The sequence below is a fragment of the Dokdonia donghaensis DSW-1 genome, assembly GCF_001653755.1.
Taxonomy (GTDB): Bacteria; Bacteroidota; Bacteroidia; order Flavobacteriales; family Flavobacteriaceae; genus Dokdonia; species Dokdonia donghaensis.
On the sequence record NZ_CP015125.1, the window covers coordinates 2,625,394 to 2,644,680 of the forward strand.

Below are 19,287 nucleotides of genomic sequence, written 5' to 3' on the forward strand. Positions count from 1 at the left end.
TATTTAAGAGACTTTTAACATCAAAAAGTCTCTGGGAACTGCTTGTCATAGTTTACCAGTAATGCCACCATATAACTGTAGCTTTCTAAACCACCCGGCTGGTTATTTGCCTTAAGGTAGTTACTATAAAAGAGATCAAATATGGGCTCAAGCGGGTTATCCATCTCATCCCAAAAATCTCTAGACATTTGATATTGGGCAAGTATACCCGGATGTACCTTACTTTTTAATAATTTACCTAGCTCTTTATCTCGGCGGTACACATCATTAAGGCAATACCTAAGTGCAAAAATACTTCCCGAATATTGAAAATGTATATCCTCATTATTGAGTGTAGCCATAACTGCCATAAAGTTTGCTTCATTTTCTTTGGCAAACCCTAACTGGTGGGCCTGCTCGTGACAAGATATAACAGGCCACCTGTGAGCGGGTACCATCCCATTAATTTGCGCTTCATTTGTAATGGGGTTGAGATAACCACTATACCCCATTACAGATAGTGGATATCGCAATAATGAGTTTTTTATACTTTTAGGAGGGTATTGCAAGGAAGGAAACTTCTGTTGTAAAGCTTCATAGCCGTTAAGGGTTTTATTAAATATTTCCGCTTTCGCGAAAGCGTAATTAACCACCGCACTATCATTTACAGCAAGTGCCGTGTGTAGTCTATTACTATTATTAAGAAGTTTTTCTGTAAGTGACACAAGCTCTTGTGTGGTATAGTCATTATCTATTGACAAGGACTTGTGTAGTGGTAAGCGGTAATAATTCATTCCCCAAAGAAGGTGAAAGGCAAAATATACAATAGAAATCATCGCAAGGGTACGTAGTAAGAATGACTTGATGGTCTTAAATCTATTTCTTATCAAGATTACAATCTCACGTACCGCAAGCACGATTAAAACCGCATACATAATATCTCCAAAGGAAAACGGCAACCACCCAAAGGCATATCTAAAACCTTTTGAAATCACAGGATATATCCCATTACAGTACCACTGCTCTACAGCTTGTGGATATAAAGCTAGTAGTCGTACAACGAGCATTTGTACAAATAATAGTAATCCAATTATGAGGGTTATGCGATTCTTTTTCAAGCGATATGATTTAAATTACGTCACAATTTACAATGTGTGTTTAACAAAGTTGACTTAAAAATTACAATTCAAATTGCTTCTAGTCGTATTTTAGTAAAAAAAATATAGTTTATGGATTCTATTTTATCATTCTTAGGTGCTATTTCTTGGTGGATGTGGCTCATACTCGTTGTAGTACTCGTAGCTATTTATGACACCTTTATACAGAAGAAGCATATCATTTTGAAAAACTTCCCGGTAGTAGGCCACTTTAGGTATATGCTTGAAAGTATAGGTCCAGAGCTACGTCAATATATAGTGGCAAATAATCGTGAGGAACTACCCTTTAACCGTATAGAACGCGGGTGGATTTATGCCTCTGCAAAAAATGAAAATAACTACGAAGGTTTCGGTACAGACCGTGATATTAACCAGTCTCATTACATTTTTATAAACAATGCGATGATACCTTACAAAGTAGAAAAGGATCACCCCAATGCAAAAGACCCTTATTTTCTTGCGTGTGCAAAAGTAATGGGAGCAGGAAGAAGAGCCCGTCCTTATAGACCTGGCTCTATTATAAATGTGAGTGCAATGAGCTTTGGTAGCCTTTCGGCAAAAGCGGTAGAGTCTCTTAACCGTGGTTGTGCAAAGGCTTATGCATATCACAATACCGGAGAAGGTGGACTGTCGCCATACCACAAAAAAGGCGGTGATGTTGTTTTTCACTTTGGTACTGGATATTTTGGTGTGAGAAGTGAGGAAGGTGGTTTCTCAATGCCTAAAATGAAGAAACTCGTTTCAGAAAATCCGCAGGTGCGTGCCATAGAGGTAAAACTCTCACAAGGTGCAAAACCAGGAAAAGGAGGCGTTTTACCAGGATCTAAAATCACAAAAGAAATTGCAGAGATACGCGGAGTAAAACAAGGTGAAGACGTCTTATCTCCTCCTAACCACAAAGCATTCTCAAACGTACCAGAACTTATAGATTTTGTAGAAGATATTGCAACCGAGACTGGATTACCTGTAGGTATTAAAGCCGCAATAGGTAAACTAGATGCCTGGAGAGAGCTTGCTGAAATTATGGCAAGCACTGGCAAAGGGCCAGACTTTATCACTGTAGATGGTGGTGAAGGTGGTACGGGAGCTGCACCACCTAGTTTTGCAGACCACGTAGCCCTGCCTTGGGTATATGGATTTTCTGATATTTATAAAATCTTTAAAGAATACAAACTCACAGATCGTGTAGTTTTTATAGGCTCTGGTAAGCTAGGCTTCCCAGCAAAGGCTGCAATGGCATTTGCAATGGGTGTAGACTGCATAAACGTAGCCCGTGAGGCGATGCTTGCTGTAGGATGTATACAGGCCAAAGTATGTCACAACAACACCTGCCCTACGGGTGTTGCTACACAAAACAAGTGGTTGCAGCGAGGTATTAACATAGAAGACAAAGCAGAGCGCACACACTACTACTTTAAAAACTTTAAAAAGGAATTACTAGAGATTACTCGTGCCTGTGGCTATGAGCATCCAGCCCAACTCACAATGGATGATGTAGATATCAACCTAGGTGATAAAAACCTAACGCAAACCCTAGCAGATGTATATGGTTACAATAAAGTAGCAGTTCCTTTTAAAAGTACAAAAGCACTTATGAAGTGTCCAGACCTAGGTGGAAACTACAATAAAAAAGAAGTAGCCAAAGAAATAGATATGGATGACGTGCGTTATTAACGTCTCTCTATAAATTGTACATACTAAAAATAGTATACCCTAGTTATAAAGATAACCAGCTTTAAACCCAATACAACCAATGACTCAAGACCTAACAAACCTTGCTTTTAATCTTCTTCCAGCCATAGTTGTAGCGCTACTAGCCTACTACTTCTTTAACCAGTTTACAAAAGAACAAGAAGGGCGACGTCGTTTTTTATTACATAAGGACAATCAGGCAAACGCGCTACCACAAAAACTACAAGCCTACGAGCGTCTTACACTATTTTTAGAGCGTATTTCTCCTGGCAAACTAGTTACACGTGTAAAACCATATAATGATGATCCTAATGATTATGAAGCACTGTTACTGCGCACGATAAATGAAGAGTTTGAGCATAACTTAGCGCAGCAAATTTATGTAACACAAGAATGCTGGAACGTTGTGCGCACGGCAAAAAGTAGTACCGCTGCCATCATACGTAAAACCAATATGAGTAATAAAGTAGAAACAAGCGACCAACTGCGTGAGACCTTACTGCGCGACCTTATGGATAATGTATCACCTAGCGAGACAGCCCTACAATTTATAAAGCAAGAGGTGAGCGAGATAATCTAGTTACAACACATCTACCCGCTTTAGATAGGCAACTTCTTTTTCGGTAAGGGTGGCAGCAAATTCTTTTACAACAGCAAGATTTTTAGGGTTTTTAAGCTGCTCTTTGAGTAGTTTTCTTGCGCTTTCGCGAAAGCGCCATACGTGATGCACACTCGCCTCTATAAGTGATTGTAAGCTTTCCTTTTCAAAAGAGCCTAGCTGGCGCAGGTAGTTAAAGGCATTTTGTCGCAACTGATAAGGTTGTTCTGGTTGTGTGTAGCTTATGAGTTCTTGATATCGACCAAAAGATTGTGACGGCTTATACTCTGGTGTTGCAAGTGATAGTGCAAGCCACAAGGTACGTAAGTTCCCGTCTTGAAACCCAAACTGCCCATCCATCATATCCAGCACCTTACGTTGTGAGGCCGGGTCATTGCGCTGCTGGTGGTACACCCATAACTTAATCATTGCCTGCTCTCGGGTGACATAGCTATCATCTTTAAGCAGCTTGTAAAAATCTGTAGCCAGTGATTGGGGTGCATTTTCTAGCGATGTAGCCACAGCCTGACGTATAAAAACGTTATCAGAACTTATAGCTTGTTTAAAAACTGGCAGTGTCGCATTAATAGATTCTTGAGCCGCTTGATACACAGATTCTTGCCCTAGGTAATCGTTACCTGAGGCTATGGCATCCATAAGTTGTGTAAACTTATTCGATAACGGAGCTTCTCTACCCGACTGTAATCTAAAGTACTGTTGCATAAATTCGCTCTTTTTAAGCGACTGTAAGGCATCTTCTGCTTGAAAAGCAGACTGGTATAGCCAGTTCTTCTTAAAGTCTGCGAGATCTACGGTAACTAGCGCCTCAACCTCTGTCATAAAATCTTCTGTAGTTACATTTTTATATGCATACTTTTTGAGGTAATTCTGCACAGCGAGATCAAAGGTGTTTACCCCTACTCGCTCTCGTAATATGTGTATTGCCCAAGCACCTTTTTGATAATAGGTAAGACTACTTCCTCCAGAGGCAACAAGCTTTTGCCCCTTGCCTTGATCACTTAAGGCTCGTAACTGCTCTGCGGTTTCAAAGAGCTTAAAATAAAAATAGTCCTCTCCAAAGATCTCGCGTTCGGTGAGAAGTGCATAGTAGGTTGCAAATCCCTCTTGTAGCCAGTGGTGCTCACTCTTAGTCTCTGTAACTAGATCTCCAAACCACTGGTGTGCAAGCTCGTGTGCATTTACGTTTACATAATTACGATCTGTAAAGCCTATCGCATCTACCATAAAATGGTCAGAAAAGATGGTGCAACTCGCATTCTCCATACCAGCATACAAGAAATCTTTTACGGGTACTTGTTTATATACCTTAAAAGGAAATGGCACACCTATCTTACGTTCTAAAAAGTCAAAAACCTCTTTGGAGTATCTATAAGTAGCCTCTACCTGCAACGAGTCTTCTGGATAATAGTAATATTCTAAAGGTACACCAGATGCGGCCGTAGCTGTTTTTACATCATAATTTCCCACCACAAGCGCCACGAGATAGCTTGCTATGGGCTTTTGCATATCAAATTCTGATACTAGCACGTTATAATCTTTTAACGTTTTTGCAGCTACCCCATTTGCAATGACTGTATGTCTATTGTGTCCCGTCACTTTGAGATCAAATATGATTTTATCATTCATATCATCTATACTAGGCAACCAGTGTGAGGTGTACTTGCCTTGACCTTGCGTCCAGAACTGCTCACTCCCATTATTATTTACAAAATAAGCGGCTTGAGAAGGCTGCACCGAGTAGTCAAAAACTGCTTTGTAGGTAGTACCAGCTTTAAAACTTCCGTCAAAAACTATAGTAGTATCTGTTGCGCTTATGGCAAATGTGGGTGTTTTATCTACGAGTTGCATTTTCTTTCCATCCATCACAACTTGATTTACATCTTGTAATGCGGTAAAGGTTGTAGTTACTTTTCCTAGAACAGATTTGGTATCAAAATCAAGTGATAAGGAAGCGGTAACCTCCTTAAAATCTATGGTTTTGGTTTGAGCAGATATTTCTTGGGTATACGCTTTCGCGAAAGCGGAAACAACAACAATAAAGAACAACAGGTATTTCATATACTCAAAATAACAACTTTTGGGCCAGTATCTTTTATCCAGGCATTCGAAAATTTGAGTTAAAGGCTTATTTTTACTTTTAATGAATCCCACATTTTTACAAACTCCCATAGATTACCTTAAAGGCGTAGGTCCTAACAGAGCAGACTTATTGCGCTCTGAGCTGGGTATCCACACCTTTCAGGACTTGATGCATCTCTTCCCGCACAGGTATATAGATAAAACGCGCTATTATAAAATAAGTGAACTGGAGCGTAGCAATGCAGAGGTGCAAATTATAGGGAAGTTTACCAGTATGAAAATGGTAGAGGGTAAAGGTCGCAGGCTTGTGGCGACCTTTAGAGACGATGGCGGGCAAATGGAGCTAGTATGGTTTAGAGGTCATAAATGGATTAAGGAGGCTATTAAAATGAATACGCCTTATGTAATTTTTGGAAAATGCAATTATTACAACGGTAAATTCTCGATGCCACACCCAGAGATGGAACTACTTTCTGAGCACGAAAAAAGCATAAGATCTGCTATGCAACCTGTGTACCCATCTACCGAAAAATTATCTAATCGTGGCATCACAAATAAGGTGGTAAACGGAGTGATGCAAACCCTCTTTATGGAGGCGAAAAATCACCTCTTTGAGAGCCTCTCAAAACCCCTTGTTACAGAGCTCAAATTAATGCCAAAAAGAGAGGCACTTTTTAACGTTCATTTTCCGCAATCTCAAGAGCATCTTGCACGTGCTCAATACCGATTAAAATTTGAAGAATTTTTTTATATCCAGTTGCAACTTGCCTTTAAAAATGTAAACCATAAGACCAAAATAAAAGGGTATCCTTTTGAGAAAGTTGGTCCCATTTTTACGACCTTTTATAATGACCATTTACCCTTTGAGTTAACCGATGCACAAAAACGTGTTCTTAAAGAAATACGTCACGACCTAGGTACAAATGCACAAATGAACAGGCTTTTACAAGGAGATGTAGGTTCTGGGAAGACCATCGTAGCGCTTATGTCAATGTTAATGGCACTTGACAACGATTTTCAGGCTTGTTTAATGGCACCTACTGCCATCCTGGCAGTCCAGCACTATCAAGGATTATTAGAGTTATGTAAAGAACTGAATACCAGTATTTCATTACTTCAAGGTTCAACCAAAGCTTCAGAACGTAAAATTATACACGAGCAGCTCGAAAATGGTGAGCTAGACATCCTTATAGGCACACACGCGCTACTAGAAGACAAGGTGAAATTTAAGAATCTTGGCCTCGCAGTGATAGATGAGCAACACCGTTTTGGGGTAAAGCAACGCAGTAAGTTATGGCACAAAAATGAGTACCCACCGCACGTACTTGTGATGACCGCCACCCCTATCCCCCGCACCCTTGCGATGACCGTTTATGGTGATCTAGATGTGAGTATAATTGACGAGTTACCACCGGGCAGAAAAGCCATAAAAACGGTGCATAGATATGATGCAAATAGACTCAAAGTTTTTAAGTTTATAAGAGATGAAATTGCCCTAGGTAGACAGGTCTATATTGTGTACCCATTAATACAAGAATCTGAGGCGATGGATTACAAAGATTTGATGGATGGCTACGAGAGTATTTCACGTGAATTTCCGATGCCAGAATATCAGATTTCTATCGTGCACGGAAAGATGAAACCAGACGATAAAGAGATTGAAATGAATCGCTTTATAAAAGGTGAAACTCAAATTATGGTCGCCACAACCGTAATAGAAGTTGGCGTAAATGTTCCTAACGCTTCTGTGATGATTATTGAGAGTGCAGAGCGTTTTGGGTTAAGCCAGTTACACCAGCTGCGTGGTCGTGTAGGTCGAGGTGCAGAGCAAAGCTATTGCATCCTTATGACCAGTCACAAACTCTCTAGCGATAGTAAAGTGCGCCTAGAGACAATGACAGGTACAAATGATGGTTTTGAAATAGCAGAGGTAGATCTAAAGCTACGAGGTCCAGGCGACATTACAGGAACCCAGCAAAGTGGCGCGCTCAACCTTAAAATAGCAGATATTATACGTGACAATGACATTCTAAAGGTAGCCAGAAGCTACGCCTGGCAACTGGTAAAAGACGATCCTAAGTTTGAGAAAGAAGAAAACCAGATCATACGCTTTATGTATGCCCAGATGATGAAGTTTAAGAATATCTGGAGTTATATCTCTTGATTACTCTAAAAGCAACCCCGTTACAAAATCCTTAAAATCTTTTTCAAACTCAAGATACTTCCCCCCTGTCGCTTTACCGTTATACCCAGTATGTATGCGCCTCACAGCTCCTTTTTTATCTATATAAATTGTGGTTGGGTATGAAAGAAAGTGATTAAGCATAGGCAATGTTTTTGCAGCAGCAGCCTTGTCTGCTCCTTGCCCATACTGTGCCAAGAGCACCGGATAAGGAAGCTCTAACCTATCTTTAAGGCGTTTTATACTCTTGCGCGCAGCCTCTTCTGTTTTTGCATATTCATAAGCCAGACCTATGACTGCAAGATCTTTTGATGGATTCGTTTTTAGATAATCCCTATAAAACTTAGACTCCTCTATACAGTTAGGACACCAAGAGCCCAATATCTGCACAAGCACGACTTTATTTATAAACCGCTCATCTTGCAGAGAAATGATATTCCCGCTTTCATCTGGAAAGGCAAAGTCAACACGATCATAGCCTTCTTTGAGATATGTAAGATTCTTTGCATCTGGCAACTCATAAGTGTCGTTACGTTTTGCTACAAAAGGCTCTTTCCAATGATTACCGCTATAAAAATCACCTTGCATCGTACTATCTGTTACGGTAGCCACAAATAGAAAAGCGTGTGCCCCGTCAAAGGTAGAGAGACGCATCTCATCACCATTAATCCTACCCTCAAGATACCTATAATCTCCGGTGGTTGTTCTAAAAGTACCTGTTACAACAGCTCCCGCACGCTTAAACATACCCTTTGCAATGTAACGATCTTCTTCACTCTCTGGGCTAAAAACTGTTTCCCAACTACCTGTGACATTCACATACGGCGGCTTATCATCTTCTTGAGTATACTCAGTAATAAAACGTACTGAGTCTCCATACACCATCTTAAAAGGGACTATGCGATCAAGACTGGGCTTTATAAAATTACCCGTTATTAGGTTTCCGCTTTCGCGAAAGCGTCCAGAAAAATATCCCTCAAAAACTGGAGTTTGAATACGTACACTATCACCCGTAATCGTTATCTCATCTACCAGAATGCGCTCTTCGGCATTATGTATAGCAAGTGTCCCGTCTTCAAAAGACTCAAAGACAAAAGGTAACTCCTCATTATCTTGAACTGCTAGTGTAGCACGCCACACACCTTCTTTAATACCTTTATTTACTGGCGAATGCACGTCTTTTTTACAAGAAAACAAACTAGCCAAAACTAAAATGATCAATATTTTATTCATAAAACAAAGTTATAGTAACCGCAACTTTAAAAAAGACGTAACAATGACTTTATTACACAAGTGCAAAATATGCAGTTGTAAGTAATGAAATGGGGATATATACGCTTTCGCGAAAGCGTAAAAAACTACACAGATACTCTCGCTTCTCCTTTGCCTACTTGCTTACTTATCCTATATTTGCCTACTTCAAAAAGCTCCATTTTTATGAAAATTTCTTACAACTGGTTAAAGCAGTTTATTGATATAGATTGGGATGCCGAAAAAACTGGCGAACTCCTAACAGACCTAGGTCTAGAGATAGAAGGTATAGATACATACCAAAGTGTAAAAGGCGGTCTAGAAGGGATTGTAATAGGTCACGTGCTTACCTGCGAGCAACACAGCAATGCAGATAAGCTTAAAGTTACCACGGTAGACATAGGTGGCGAGGCTCCTTTACAGATAGTTTGTGGTGCGCCAAATGTAGCCACAGGTCAAAAAGTACCCGTTGCAACTATAGGCACTACCTTATACACAGAAGAAGGTGAAGCGTGGAAAATTAAGAAAGGAAAAATACGTGGTGAGGAATCTCACGGTATGATCTGTGCCGAAGATGAGCTAGGTCTAGGTAAGAGTCACGATGGTATTATGATACTAGACGAGGCACTTGTACCAGGTACACCAGCTGCTCAAGTCTTTGAAATAGAAAATGATCAAGTTTTTGAAATAGGTCTTACGCCTAACCGTGCAGATGCTATGAGCCACTGGGGTGTTGCCCGTGATCTAAAAGCTGGATTGTTACAGAAAGAGATAAACAAAGGACTTATCACTCCATCTACCTCTTCTTTTAAAATAGAAAAGCGTGTACATAAAATAGATGTAGATGTACTAGACTCAGAAAAAGCACCACGCTACGCGGGAGTTGTAATAAGCGGTCTAAAGGTACAAGACTCTCCAGAGTGGTTACAGCACAGACTCAAAGCTATAGGCCTCTCGCCTATTAATAATATTGTAGATGCGACTAATTATGTACTTCACGAGCTAGGGCAACCGCTACACGCCTTTGACCTTAGTAAAATCACTGGAGAAAAGATTGAGGTGCGCACACTTGAAGCTGGAACAAAGTTTACAACACTAGACGGTGTAGAACGTGAACTGCACGAAGATGATCTTATGATCTGTGATGCAGAGAAGCCTATGTGTATTGCCGGAGTTTTTGGCGGTTTACATAGTGGCGTTTCAGAAAATACAAATGCCATCTTTTTAGAAAGCGCTTACTTTAACCCTGTGGCTGTGCGTAAAACAGCAAAGCGCCACGGACTTAATACAGACGCATCTTTCCGTTTTGAGAGAGGTATAGACCCTAATATTACTGAGTATGCGCTTACGAGAGCTGCCATACTTATTATGGAGATTGCCGGTGGAGAGATTACAAGCGAGATAGTAGATATCTACCCTAAAAAGATAGAAGACCAGCAGGTGTTCTTAAACTTTGATAATACTACAAAACTTATAGGCCAAGAATTACCTCGTGAGGTGATTAAAGAAATTTTAATGTCACTAGATATTAAAATTAATAACGTAACAGAAAGTGGTATAGGTATGACCATACCAGCTTTTAGAAATGATGTAACGAGAGAGGCAGATGTTATAGAAGAGATACTACGTGTATACGGTTATAACAACATCACTTTTGGCAACAAGCTTAATGCTACCGTATCATCTACCTCAAAATTTGATGATCACAGAGTAAGTGATGTAGTGGGTAATCAACTCGCGGCACAAGGCTTTTATGAGATGATGGCAAACAGCCTTACCACTCCAGCCTACACAACACTCTCTGAAAATCTTAAAGATGCATACAATGTAGAGATGCTTAACCCGCTAGGTAAAGAACTTAGTGTAATGAGACAGTCTATGCTGTTTTCTGGACTTGAAGCAATCTCGTACAATGTAAATCGCCGTCGTAGTGATATAAAGCTCTTTGAGTTTGGAAAAACATATCACAATTACCCAGGTGAGCGCAAGGAAGATAAGCACCTTGCATTATTTGTAACAGGTAATCGCAACAGTGAGTCTTGGACGGGTACTAGCACTCCTACTAACTTCTTTTACTTAAAAGGCATTGTGACATCAGTACTAGAAAAACTTAATATTACCAGAGTACGTCCTTCGAGTGTAAAAAATGATTTATTTTCTGAAGCTGTAGGTTTATCTCTTGGAAAACAAGAAGTGGTAACCTACGGTATTGTAAAGAAAAGTGTTTTGAAGAAATTTGACATTTCTCAAGACGTATACTTTGCAGATTTTAACTGGGACGCGATTTTAGAGATTGCTGCTCGTAATAAAGTACGCTTTAAAGATATTCCAAAGTATCCATCTGTGCGTAGAGACTTTGCCTTATTACTTGACACAAAGGTTCAGTTTGAGGAGGTTGCAACGCTTGCAAAACAAACAGAAAAGCAACTACTCAAAGAAGTAAACCTTTTTGACGTATATGAGGGTAGAAACTTGCCAGAAGGAAAGAAAAGTTATGCTGTGAGCTTCTTACTACAAGATGAAAACAAAACACTCACAGATAAGAATATTGACAAAGTGATGAGCAAATTGCAACAGCGATTTGAAAAAGAACTAGGCGCAACACTTAGATAATCACTTTTCAAATTACTTCAAGTCCCAAATTCTTAATAGAATTTGGGACTTTTTTTATGATATAGAATTTCGACATCTACTAATTAAATAAACACAGTGTATTGCTCTCAAAACCTTAACACATTTGTTTAATAGTTTCAATAATTTTGTGCAGTACGACCAGTGCATTGACATTGCGGCTTTTGTATTGTATATTTAGTAGAAAAAAAGAGATGCTATTAACCAGAACAAACATTCACGATAAATTATTACGTGAGCGCAGCAAGAGTGAGCAAGAACAAGATATTCTGGCTCAAGTAGAAGCTATTTTTACACAAGACCGCTTTCGCGAAAGCGGAATCATAAAAACCCTTAATAGCCCTTCAGGCTCAGGTTACAATGAGTTTAATATAGACTTACTAGCAACCGAAAATATCTTCCATATTAAACAAATAGAGAAGATTTGTATAGATTACAGACTTCGCTTTCTAGATACAAAGTACTTTAAAGGTAAATATCCACAGCAAGCGCTAGACAATATTAAATATCTTGAAAACACGCACAATACAGAGCTAGATGGTTTTAAAATAATAGCTCCGTCAAAAATGTTTGTACTCGAAAAAGCAGATGACCCTTTACTTTTTGCCCCTATGGGTAATGGCTATTACTACCTCATACATAAATGGGGAAATGATCTTAACCCCTTTAGAAAGCAGTGGGCTTGGTCATTTAAATCTTTTGAAAATCTAATTGTAACCACACTTTTAATAAGTCTAGTCGCTACTATGCTTATACCAGACGGTCTTTTTACAAAGAATCAAGATTTAAGTCAAGATGTTATGGTCTTTTTCTTTATGTTTAAGTCTATAGGAGCTATTGTATTATTTTATGCCTTTGCATTAGGTAAAAATTTCAATAAAGCGATATGGAATAGCACTTACGATAAAACAAGATAACTATATGAGTATACTACCAGATTTCCGTTATGAGAAGATCCACACTGGGTCTGCCATTGAGACTAAGCGTTTACAGATCATTCTAGAAGAACAAGGAATCCCTAGTATACTAAGAGATGATAATGAGAGTGCAAAGCTAGCCGGCTATGCACTAGGCTCTCCAGATCAATCTAGATTACTGGTTGACAAAGAACATCTTGTAAAAGCTAAGCATATTGTAGCAGCCACACTAGAAGATTTTAAAACAAATGCCCTCACAGATGATGAGCTCAACTCACTCTCACAAGAAGAATCGCAAAGTACACCCATAAAAACAATCACTAGAAATACTACAGAAAAGGAAAAGCCAGGAGTATCTCCTGGCCGTCTTATCTTTTATGTACTCTTCTTATTATACTCCTTATGGCGCTTATCACCTTTATTAAAAGGTGAAGAGTTACCTATGCTTCGCATTATAATAAGCGGTGCGTTAAGTATATTCTGTATTTATATGCTCATCTCTTACTTCAGTAATAAAAAGTAAGGGGAGTAACCTACTCGTACATCGCCATACGCTGCTCTCTGATGCTCTTATCACTCATATACTCATCAAAGTTCATAAAGCGATCTATAACTCCTTTAGGAGTAAGCTCTATCACACGGTTACCTACTGTGCTTGCAAACTCGTGATCGTGTGTTGTGAGCATTACAGTACCCTTAAAGTTTTTAAGCGCATTGTTAAACGCTGTAATAGACTCAAGATCTAAGTGGTTTGTAGGTTCATCTACCATTAAGATATTTGCACGCTTCATCATCATTTTTGAAATCATACAGCGCACTTTTTCTCCCCCAGATAAAACATCAGATTTTTTAAGAGCTTCTTCGCCAGAAAAAATCATTTTACCTAAGAAACCTCTTAAGAAAACCTCTTCTCTCTCCTCTTCTGTTTGTGCGTACTGGCGCAGCCAGTCTACAAGGTTAAGGGTCCCATCTTGAAAGTATGATGAGTTATCTAGTGGCAGGTAAGATTGTGTTGTTGTTACTCCAAAATCAAAACTACCGCTATCTGGAGTTTGATTACCATTTATAATCTCATAAAATGCTGTAGTAGCACGACTATCACGAGAGAATAATACTGCTTTATCTCCTTTATTTAAGTTTATATCTACGCCCTTAAATAGTGTATCCCCATCTAGACTTGCGGTAAGACCAGCACAATTAAAAATCTGATCTCCAGCCTCACGATCTCTGTCAAATATAATACCTGGGTAACGACGGCTAGATGGCTTAATTTCTTCTATATTAAGTTTATCTATCATCTTTTTACGAGATGTAGCTTGCTTAGATTTTGCAACGTTTGCAGAGAATCTAGCGATAAACTCTTGTAATTCCTTTTTCTTCTCTTCGGCTTTTTTGTTTTGCTGTGCTCGTTGTCTCGCTGCTAGTTGAGATGACTCATACCAGAAGGTATAGTTACCACTATAGTGAGTGATCTTACCGTGATCTATATCTGATATGTGTGTACAAACTGCATCAAGAAAGTGACGGTCGTGAGATACTACAATCACACAATTCTCATAGTTTGCCAGGAAGTTTTCTAACCAAGCAATCGTTTCATAATCCAGGTCGTTTGTAGGCTCATCCATAATAAGCACATCTGGATTACCAAAAAGTGCTTGCGCAATTAAGACACGTACACGCTGCTTACCATCTAGATCTGCCATAGATGTGTGGTGAAGTTCCTCTTTTATACCAAGGTTAGATAGCATTGTAGCTGCGTCACTATCTGCATTCCACCCATTCATCTCTTCAAATTGAACCTGAAGCTCTCCTATACGGTCTGCATTCTCATCAGAATAGTCTGCATATAATGCATCAATCTCAGATTTGATTTTATATAATGGCTTATTACCCATTACCACAGTCTCAAGTACGGCAAACTCATCATAAGCATAATGATTTTGCTCAAGTACAGACATACGTTTTCCTGGCTCTAGATGAACGTGACCAGAGGTAGGGTCTTGCTTTCCTGTTAATATTTTAAGGAACGTAGACTTCCCTGCACCATTTGCACCTATAATACCATAGCAATTGCCATTAAGAAACGAGGTGTTTACCTCGTCAAATAAAACGCGTTTACCAAATTGAACCGAAAGATTAGAAACTGATAACATAAAATTGTCTGTTTAGAGCCTGCAAAAATACCTATAATTAAAGAAATTTTAAACATTAGAATAGTAAAATGCTTTTAACGTGGCTTTAACAACTTAAACACACCGTTAAACTTATTTTTGAGAACAATGCGCTATGCTTACCTTTAGAGCATAAATTAATACCCTATATGAAATATCACATCGCTCTTCTCTCATTACTTGTAGTATTTACAAGCAGTTGTATCTCTGAAGACAAAGACAAGGCAGACGGAACATATATAGGTGGTGAGATTATCAACCCTGTACAGAGCTATGTACTTTTACGCAAAGGTGAGAAAGTCACAGACAGTATACCCCTTGACAGACGTAATAGATTTTTATACAAACTGGAGAATTTTGAAAGCGGCCTTTACCGCTTTGAGCACGGAGAACATCAGATTGTTCATATTGAAGAAGGAGACAGCATCTTGTTGCGTGTAAACACAAAAGAGTTTGACGAGTCTTTAAGCTTCTCTGGTTATGGTTCAGAAAAGAGTTCATTCCTCATAGATATGTACCTTCACTGGGAGTCTGAAAACAAAAACTTTAAAAGAAAATATCAAAAAAATCCAGAGAATTTTCAAAAGACATTAGACTCAATGTCTATTGTACATCAAGAAGAACTCAATACATTTTTGAACAATCCAGAAGCTACCTACTCTGAAGATTTTATAGATATTGCTAAGGCGGTTTCTAAAATGGACAATTTTCAGCGCAAGGAGCTTTACCCCTTTGCTCATTATGGCAAGGACAAACTGAATTTTATTGAAACGTTACCTGGAGACTTTTACCGCTTTCGCGAAAGCGTAGATATTAATAATCCTAACCTTGATGAGTTATACGGTTTTAGAAGATATCTGGGCTCGTATATAAATCATCTAAGCTTTTTGAGGTATGGTGACTCATCAAATTACGACCGTATGTCTTACGTACACAATCACCACCAGATTGCGGTTATAGATAGTATTGTAAGTAATGAGCCACTTAAAGAACGTTTACTCTACCAGATGGCACGTATTTTTATTGCAAACAGCAATAATTCTCAAGAAGTGGCAACCTTGTTTGATGAGATTAAAACGGTATCTTCTTCACAAGAAACAATAGCAGATATAGATGCCCTTTATGTAAATAATAAAAGTATGGAGGCCGGTAATGTCATACCAGATGTTCTTATTGTAGACACAAACCTAGCAATGAACACGCTGTCTAGTCGCATTACAAAACCTACGGTACTATACTTCTGGTCTTATTTAAGAAAGTCACATATGAACAATTCTCATATAAAGGCTCAAGACCTTCAAAAAAAATATCCTGAGTTTAATTTTATTGCGATTAATGTGAATAAGGAACAAGACAAATGGTTACGTCATCTAGACAATAAGAATTATAATTCTCTTATGGAATATCAACTTGCAAAGCCCGTTTTAGGAAGAAAGCAACTTGTACTCAATGACATTAACAAGACTATAGTGCTAGATAGAAAAGGAGTAATTCTTAATAGCCACGCAAACATACACAGTCCAAAGTTTGAGAATGAGCTACTTGCCTATTTAAATCAATAGACCGACCACATATTAATCACATATAAAAAAGCCTCCCTAATTAAGGAGGCTTTTTTTATGCTTAATATTTGATGAGGCTTACTTGTTACCCTTCTCATAGTCTGCTAGAAACTTAGCAAGACCACTATCTGTAAGTGGGTGTCTTAATAATCCTTCTATAGAAGATAAAGGACCTGTCATAACATCTGCCCCTATTTTTGCACAATCTATTACGTGCATTGTGTGCCTTACTGAGGCAGCTAGAATTTGTGTATCAAACATATAGTTATCATATATGTGACGTATCTCCGCTATAAGATTAAGTCCATCTGTAGAGATATCATCTAGTCTCCCTATAAATGGAGATACATATGTTGCACCAGCCTTTGCAGCAAGTAATGCTTGCCCGCAAGAAAATACGAGTGTACAGTTAGTACGTATTCCTTTATCTGAAAAATATTTTATAGCCTTAATACCATCCTTGATCATAGGCACCTTAACGACAATTTGCTCGTGTAATGCAGCAAGCTCCTCCCCTTCCTTAATCATCTCATCATAAGTAGTAGAGATTACCTCTGCACTCACGTCTCCTGTAGCAATAGCACAGATATCCTTATAGTGTTGTAAGATATTCTCACGGCCTGTGATACCTTCTTTTGCCATAAGTGATGGATTTGTAGTTACCCCGTCAAGAACACCAAGGTCTTGCGCTTCTCTAATCTGGTCTAAGTTTGCGGTGTCTATAAAAAATTTCATAGGTTTTTTTTTGTTGATTATACACAAATGTAGCTAAAAGTGATAAGTCGTTTCCCTTACAAGGATTAATTGTTTGTTAACTACAAGCCGTAATGGTTGAGCAACAGTTGTTCATACCAAGTATCTGGCAGCATACGCTTAAGTGCTATACTAAAACGTTGCATAAAAAACCCTACACGGTAATGCACTTTTGGATTTTTTGATTCCATAACGCGTTTTATGACTTTTGCCATAATAGCGGTGTCCATTCCTTTATCTACGTGCTCATCCATAAGAGCTAGCGTGCTCTTATAATTATCTTTATAAGGTGAGTTATCTAGTACGGGAGCGTGATATCTACCTGCAGCAATATTAGTTGCAAAATCTCCTGGCGCAACGGTAGTCATCTTCACATTAAACTCTTTAAGCTCCATACGGTATGCCTCTGTAGTGATACCTAGTGCCCCTTTTGTAGCTGAGTAAATACCACGATATGGCAACCCCATATATCCAGCTATAGATGTAATATTTATAACCATACCAGAGCGCTGTGCTCGCATAGTAGGTAATACTGCTTTAATCACTTCTAGCGCGCCAAAGTAATTTGTTTCAAAAACACGTCTCGTCTCAGTATCTGGAGTTTCTTCAAGAGGTCCGGTTATGCCCATACCTGCATTATTTATAAGGTAGTCTATTTTACCTTCGGCTTTAAGAAGTGTGGCTACGGCTGCAGTTATGGTTTCTGGCTTTGTTACATCCAGGGCTAGCATATGCACGCCTTGCTCAGTGCTATTTTTAGGATTACGGCTTGTACCATAGACTGTGTATGAATGATTTACTAAAAACTGTGCGATGGCTTGTCCTATACCTGAAGAGGCACCGGTGATTAAAACTACTTTTGACATATATTATTTTAGAGTGGGTCAAAGATAAGAAGATATCACCTTTACAGATACCTTCGTCTTAAATTACTAAGGAAGCGTTTATGGGGTGTTATTACGCTTTCGCGAAAGCGCAAAAAAAAGCGTCCAATTACTTGAACGCTTTTAAAATAATTTCTTTTGTAACACTATTATAAGCGACGTGCTTTATCAAAAAACGCGTAGTACGGTGCTGTGTCTCGTAGCATACTGTATCCAGACACCTCATCTTTTCTTCTTCCATTTGCATCTAGCAATAGTACGGTAGGGAAAGACTTGTCTCTATTATACTTGTCCTGCAGCTTCATATTTTTCTTTTTCTGCTCTGGTGTAATTATGTCTTCTCTAAAAGGGATATCTATCTCAAGTAGCACAAAGTCGTCTGCCTGCTGGATAAATTTATCTGTTTCCCAAAGATCTTTTTTAAGCATTTTGCACGGGCCGCACCAGTCACTTCCTGTAAAATACATTAAGATAGGCTTACCTTGACGCTGTGCTACTTTTTTTGCTTTATCAAAATCTGTGTACCATTTTGCCTGCTGCGCTTGCATAGTCGCTGCCGAAATGAGTAGTAAAAAGACGATGAGTTTTTTCATTATAGTTGTTTTAGGGCTGTTGCAAATTTAAAAACTTCTAGAAATAAACAACAATCTTGCCACAATATTGTAATTGCCTACAATTTACAAAACATACTATAATTCTAAAACTGCATTTGCAATAGGTTTTCTCACCTTCTTTAAAGAAGAAAACATATCATCTTCTGCCCTATACCCTACTGGCATTACGAGTACTGGTTGTATACCGTGTTTATCAAGGTCAAGTGCCTCGCTGTAACCTTCTGGAGAAAAACCTTCCATAGGGCAGGCGTCAATCTCTTCAAGCGCACAAACGGTAAGTAAATTACCCATAGCAAGATATGCTTGCTTTGTCGCCCAGAGATGATTATCTGCAACACTTACGTTTTTAAAATGGTCTAATAGATAATCTTTAAAAGGTTTTAGAACCTCGTCTGGTGTGCTGCGTGTGGCCTTGACATTATTAAAGTAATCTTCTACATAGGTGCCATCTACGTTTTTTTCTATACAAAATACTAGTACGTGAGAGGCATCTGCCACCTGTTGCTGGTTCATTGTTACAGGTACTAAAACCTCTTGCTGCTGTTTATCACTTATTATCACAAGTCTTACGGGCTGCAGGCCAAAACTTGTGGCCGTAAGATTAAAGGCATTTTTTAAAATATCTATTTGAGCGATAGATAGCATACGCTTGTTATCAAACTTTTTAGTCGCATACCTCCATTTTAAAGCTTCTATTACTTGTAGCATTTGTTCTGTTTTTAGACCTTGCAAAGATACAGACACAAGGCTGCATATCTAGTATGTTATGCAGTAAGAATTACTAAGTCACATCTAC

Annotated in this window: 15 protein-coding genes; 7 read left to right on the forward strand and 8 right to left on the reverse strand. The window is 38.8% G+C overall.

The genetic code is table 11. The features are described 5' to 3' along the window. Window positions 1-20: 20 nt before the first annotated feature. Window positions 21-1,097 (reverse strand): DUF3810 domain-containing protein, encoded by a 1,077-nt coding sequence (locus I597_RS11535; RefSeq protein WP_035324624.1) that lies wholly within the window; start codon window positions 1,095-1,097, stop codon window positions 21-23. 111 nt (window positions 1,098-1,208) lie between these two features. Between I597_RS11535 and I597_RS11540 the strand changes: the two genes are divergently transcribed. Next, window positions 1,209-2,810 carry an FMN-binding glutamate synthase family protein gene (locus I597_RS11540; protein ID WP_035324623.1) on the forward strand — a complete coding sequence of 534 codons (1,602 nt, stop codon included), beginning with the start codon at window positions 1,209-1,211 and terminating at the stop codon, window positions 2,808-2,810. Window positions 2,811-2,889: 79 nt separating this feature from the next. Then, the gene (locus I597_RS11545; protein ID WP_035324622.1) at window positions 2,890-3,408 is read left to right on the forward strand and encodes a DUF7935 family protein; all 519 of its coding nucleotides are present in this window, start codon (window positions 2,890-2,892) and stop codon (window positions 3,406-3,408) included. Here the strand turns inward: I597_RS11545 and I597_RS11550 are convergent, their stop codons facing one another. Further along, window positions 3,409-5,505 carry a M1 family metallopeptidase gene (locus tag I597_RS11550; RefSeq protein ID WP_035324621.1) on the reverse strand — a complete coding sequence of 699 codons (2,097 nt, stop codon included), beginning with the start codon at window positions 5,503-5,505 and terminating at the stop codon, window positions 3,409-3,411. 82 nt (window positions 5,506-5,587) lie between these two features. On the opposite strand from I597_RS11550, the gene recG reads away from it, so the two are divergent. Next, window positions 5,588-7,690, forward strand: coding sequence for an ATP-dependent DNA helicase RecG (recG, locus tag I597_RS11555; RefSeq protein ID WP_035324620.1), 2,103 nt, complete (start codon window positions 5,588-5,590; stop codon window positions 7,688-7,690). On the opposite strand, the gene I597_RS11560 is transcribed toward recG, so the two are convergent. Beyond that, window positions 7,691-8,941 carry a TlpA family protein disulfide reductase gene (locus I597_RS11560; protein WP_035324619.1) on the reverse strand — a complete coding sequence of 417 codons (1,251 nt, stop codon included), beginning with the start codon at window positions 8,939-8,941 and terminating at the stop codon, window positions 7,691-7,693. Window positions 8,942-9,145: 204 nt separating this feature from the next. Between I597_RS11560 and pheT the strand changes: the two genes are divergently transcribed. The 3 genes from pheT to I597_RS11575 all read left to right on the forward strand — a co-directional run bounded on the left by pheT (window position 9,146) and on the right by I597_RS11575 (window position 13,030). Next, window positions 9,146-11,572, forward strand: coding sequence for a phenylalanine--tRNA ligase subunit beta (gene pheT, locus I597_RS11565; RefSeq protein WP_035324618.1), 2,427 nt, complete (start codon window positions 9,146-9,148; stop codon window positions 11,570-11,572). A 212-nt stretch (window positions 11,573-11,784) separates the two neighbouring features. Further along, a complete protein-coding gene (locus tag I597_RS11570; protein WP_035324617.1) occupies window positions 11,785-12,507 on the forward strand; it encodes a hypothetical protein in 723 nt (240 codons plus the stop codon). 4 nt (window positions 12,508-12,511) lie between these two features. Next, window positions 12,512-13,030: a putative signal transducing protein gene (locus tag I597_RS11575; protein ID WP_035324616.1), complete on the forward strand. Its 519-nt coding sequence runs from the start codon at window positions 12,512-12,514 to the stop codon at window positions 13,028-13,030. Between the two features lie 10 nt (window positions 13,031-13,040). Here I597_RS11575 and I597_RS11580 read toward each other — a convergent pair whose 3' ends face one another. After that, window positions 13,041-14,660 (reverse strand): ABC-F family ATP-binding cassette domain-containing protein, encoded by a 1,620-nt coding sequence (locus I597_RS11580; RefSeq protein WP_035324615.1) that lies wholly within the window; start codon window positions 14,658-14,660, stop codon window positions 13,041-13,043. Between the two features lie 167 nt (window positions 14,661-14,827). Here I597_RS11580 and I597_RS11585 point away from each other — a divergent pair, with 167 nt between their 5' ends. Then, window positions 14,828-16,240: a TlpA family protein disulfide reductase gene (locus I597_RS11585; RefSeq protein WP_035324614.1), complete on the forward strand. Its 1,413-nt coding sequence runs from the start codon at window positions 14,828-14,830 to the stop codon at window positions 16,238-16,240. 78 nt (window positions 16,241-16,318) lie between these two features. Here I597_RS11585 and fsa read toward each other — a convergent pair whose 3' ends face one another. From fsa to I597_RS11605, 4 genes are all read right to left on the reverse strand, one after another. Next, window positions 16,319-16,975: a fructose-6-phosphate aldolase gene (fsa, locus tag I597_RS11590; RefSeq protein WP_021778825.1), complete on the reverse strand. Its 657-nt coding sequence runs from the start codon at window positions 16,973-16,975 to the stop codon at window positions 16,319-16,321. An 80-nt stretch (window positions 16,976-17,055) separates the two neighbouring features. After that, window positions 17,056-17,859, reverse strand: coding sequence for an SDR family oxidoreductase (locus tag I597_RS11595; RefSeq protein WP_035324613.1), 804 nt, complete (start codon window positions 17,857-17,859; stop codon window positions 17,056-17,058). Window positions 17,860-18,026: 167 nt separating this feature from the next. Further along, window positions 18,027-18,470: a thioredoxin family protein gene (locus I597_RS11600; protein ID WP_021778823.1), complete on the reverse strand. Its 444-nt coding sequence runs from the start codon at window positions 18,468-18,470 to the stop codon at window positions 18,027-18,029. Between the two features lie 96 nt (window positions 18,471-18,566). Further along, a complete protein-coding gene (locus I597_RS11605; protein WP_035324612.1) occupies window positions 18,567-19,199 on the reverse strand; it encodes an NAD(P)H-dependent oxidoreductase in 633 nt (210 codons plus the stop codon). Between the last annotated feature and the right edge of the window lie 88 nt (window positions 19,200-19,287).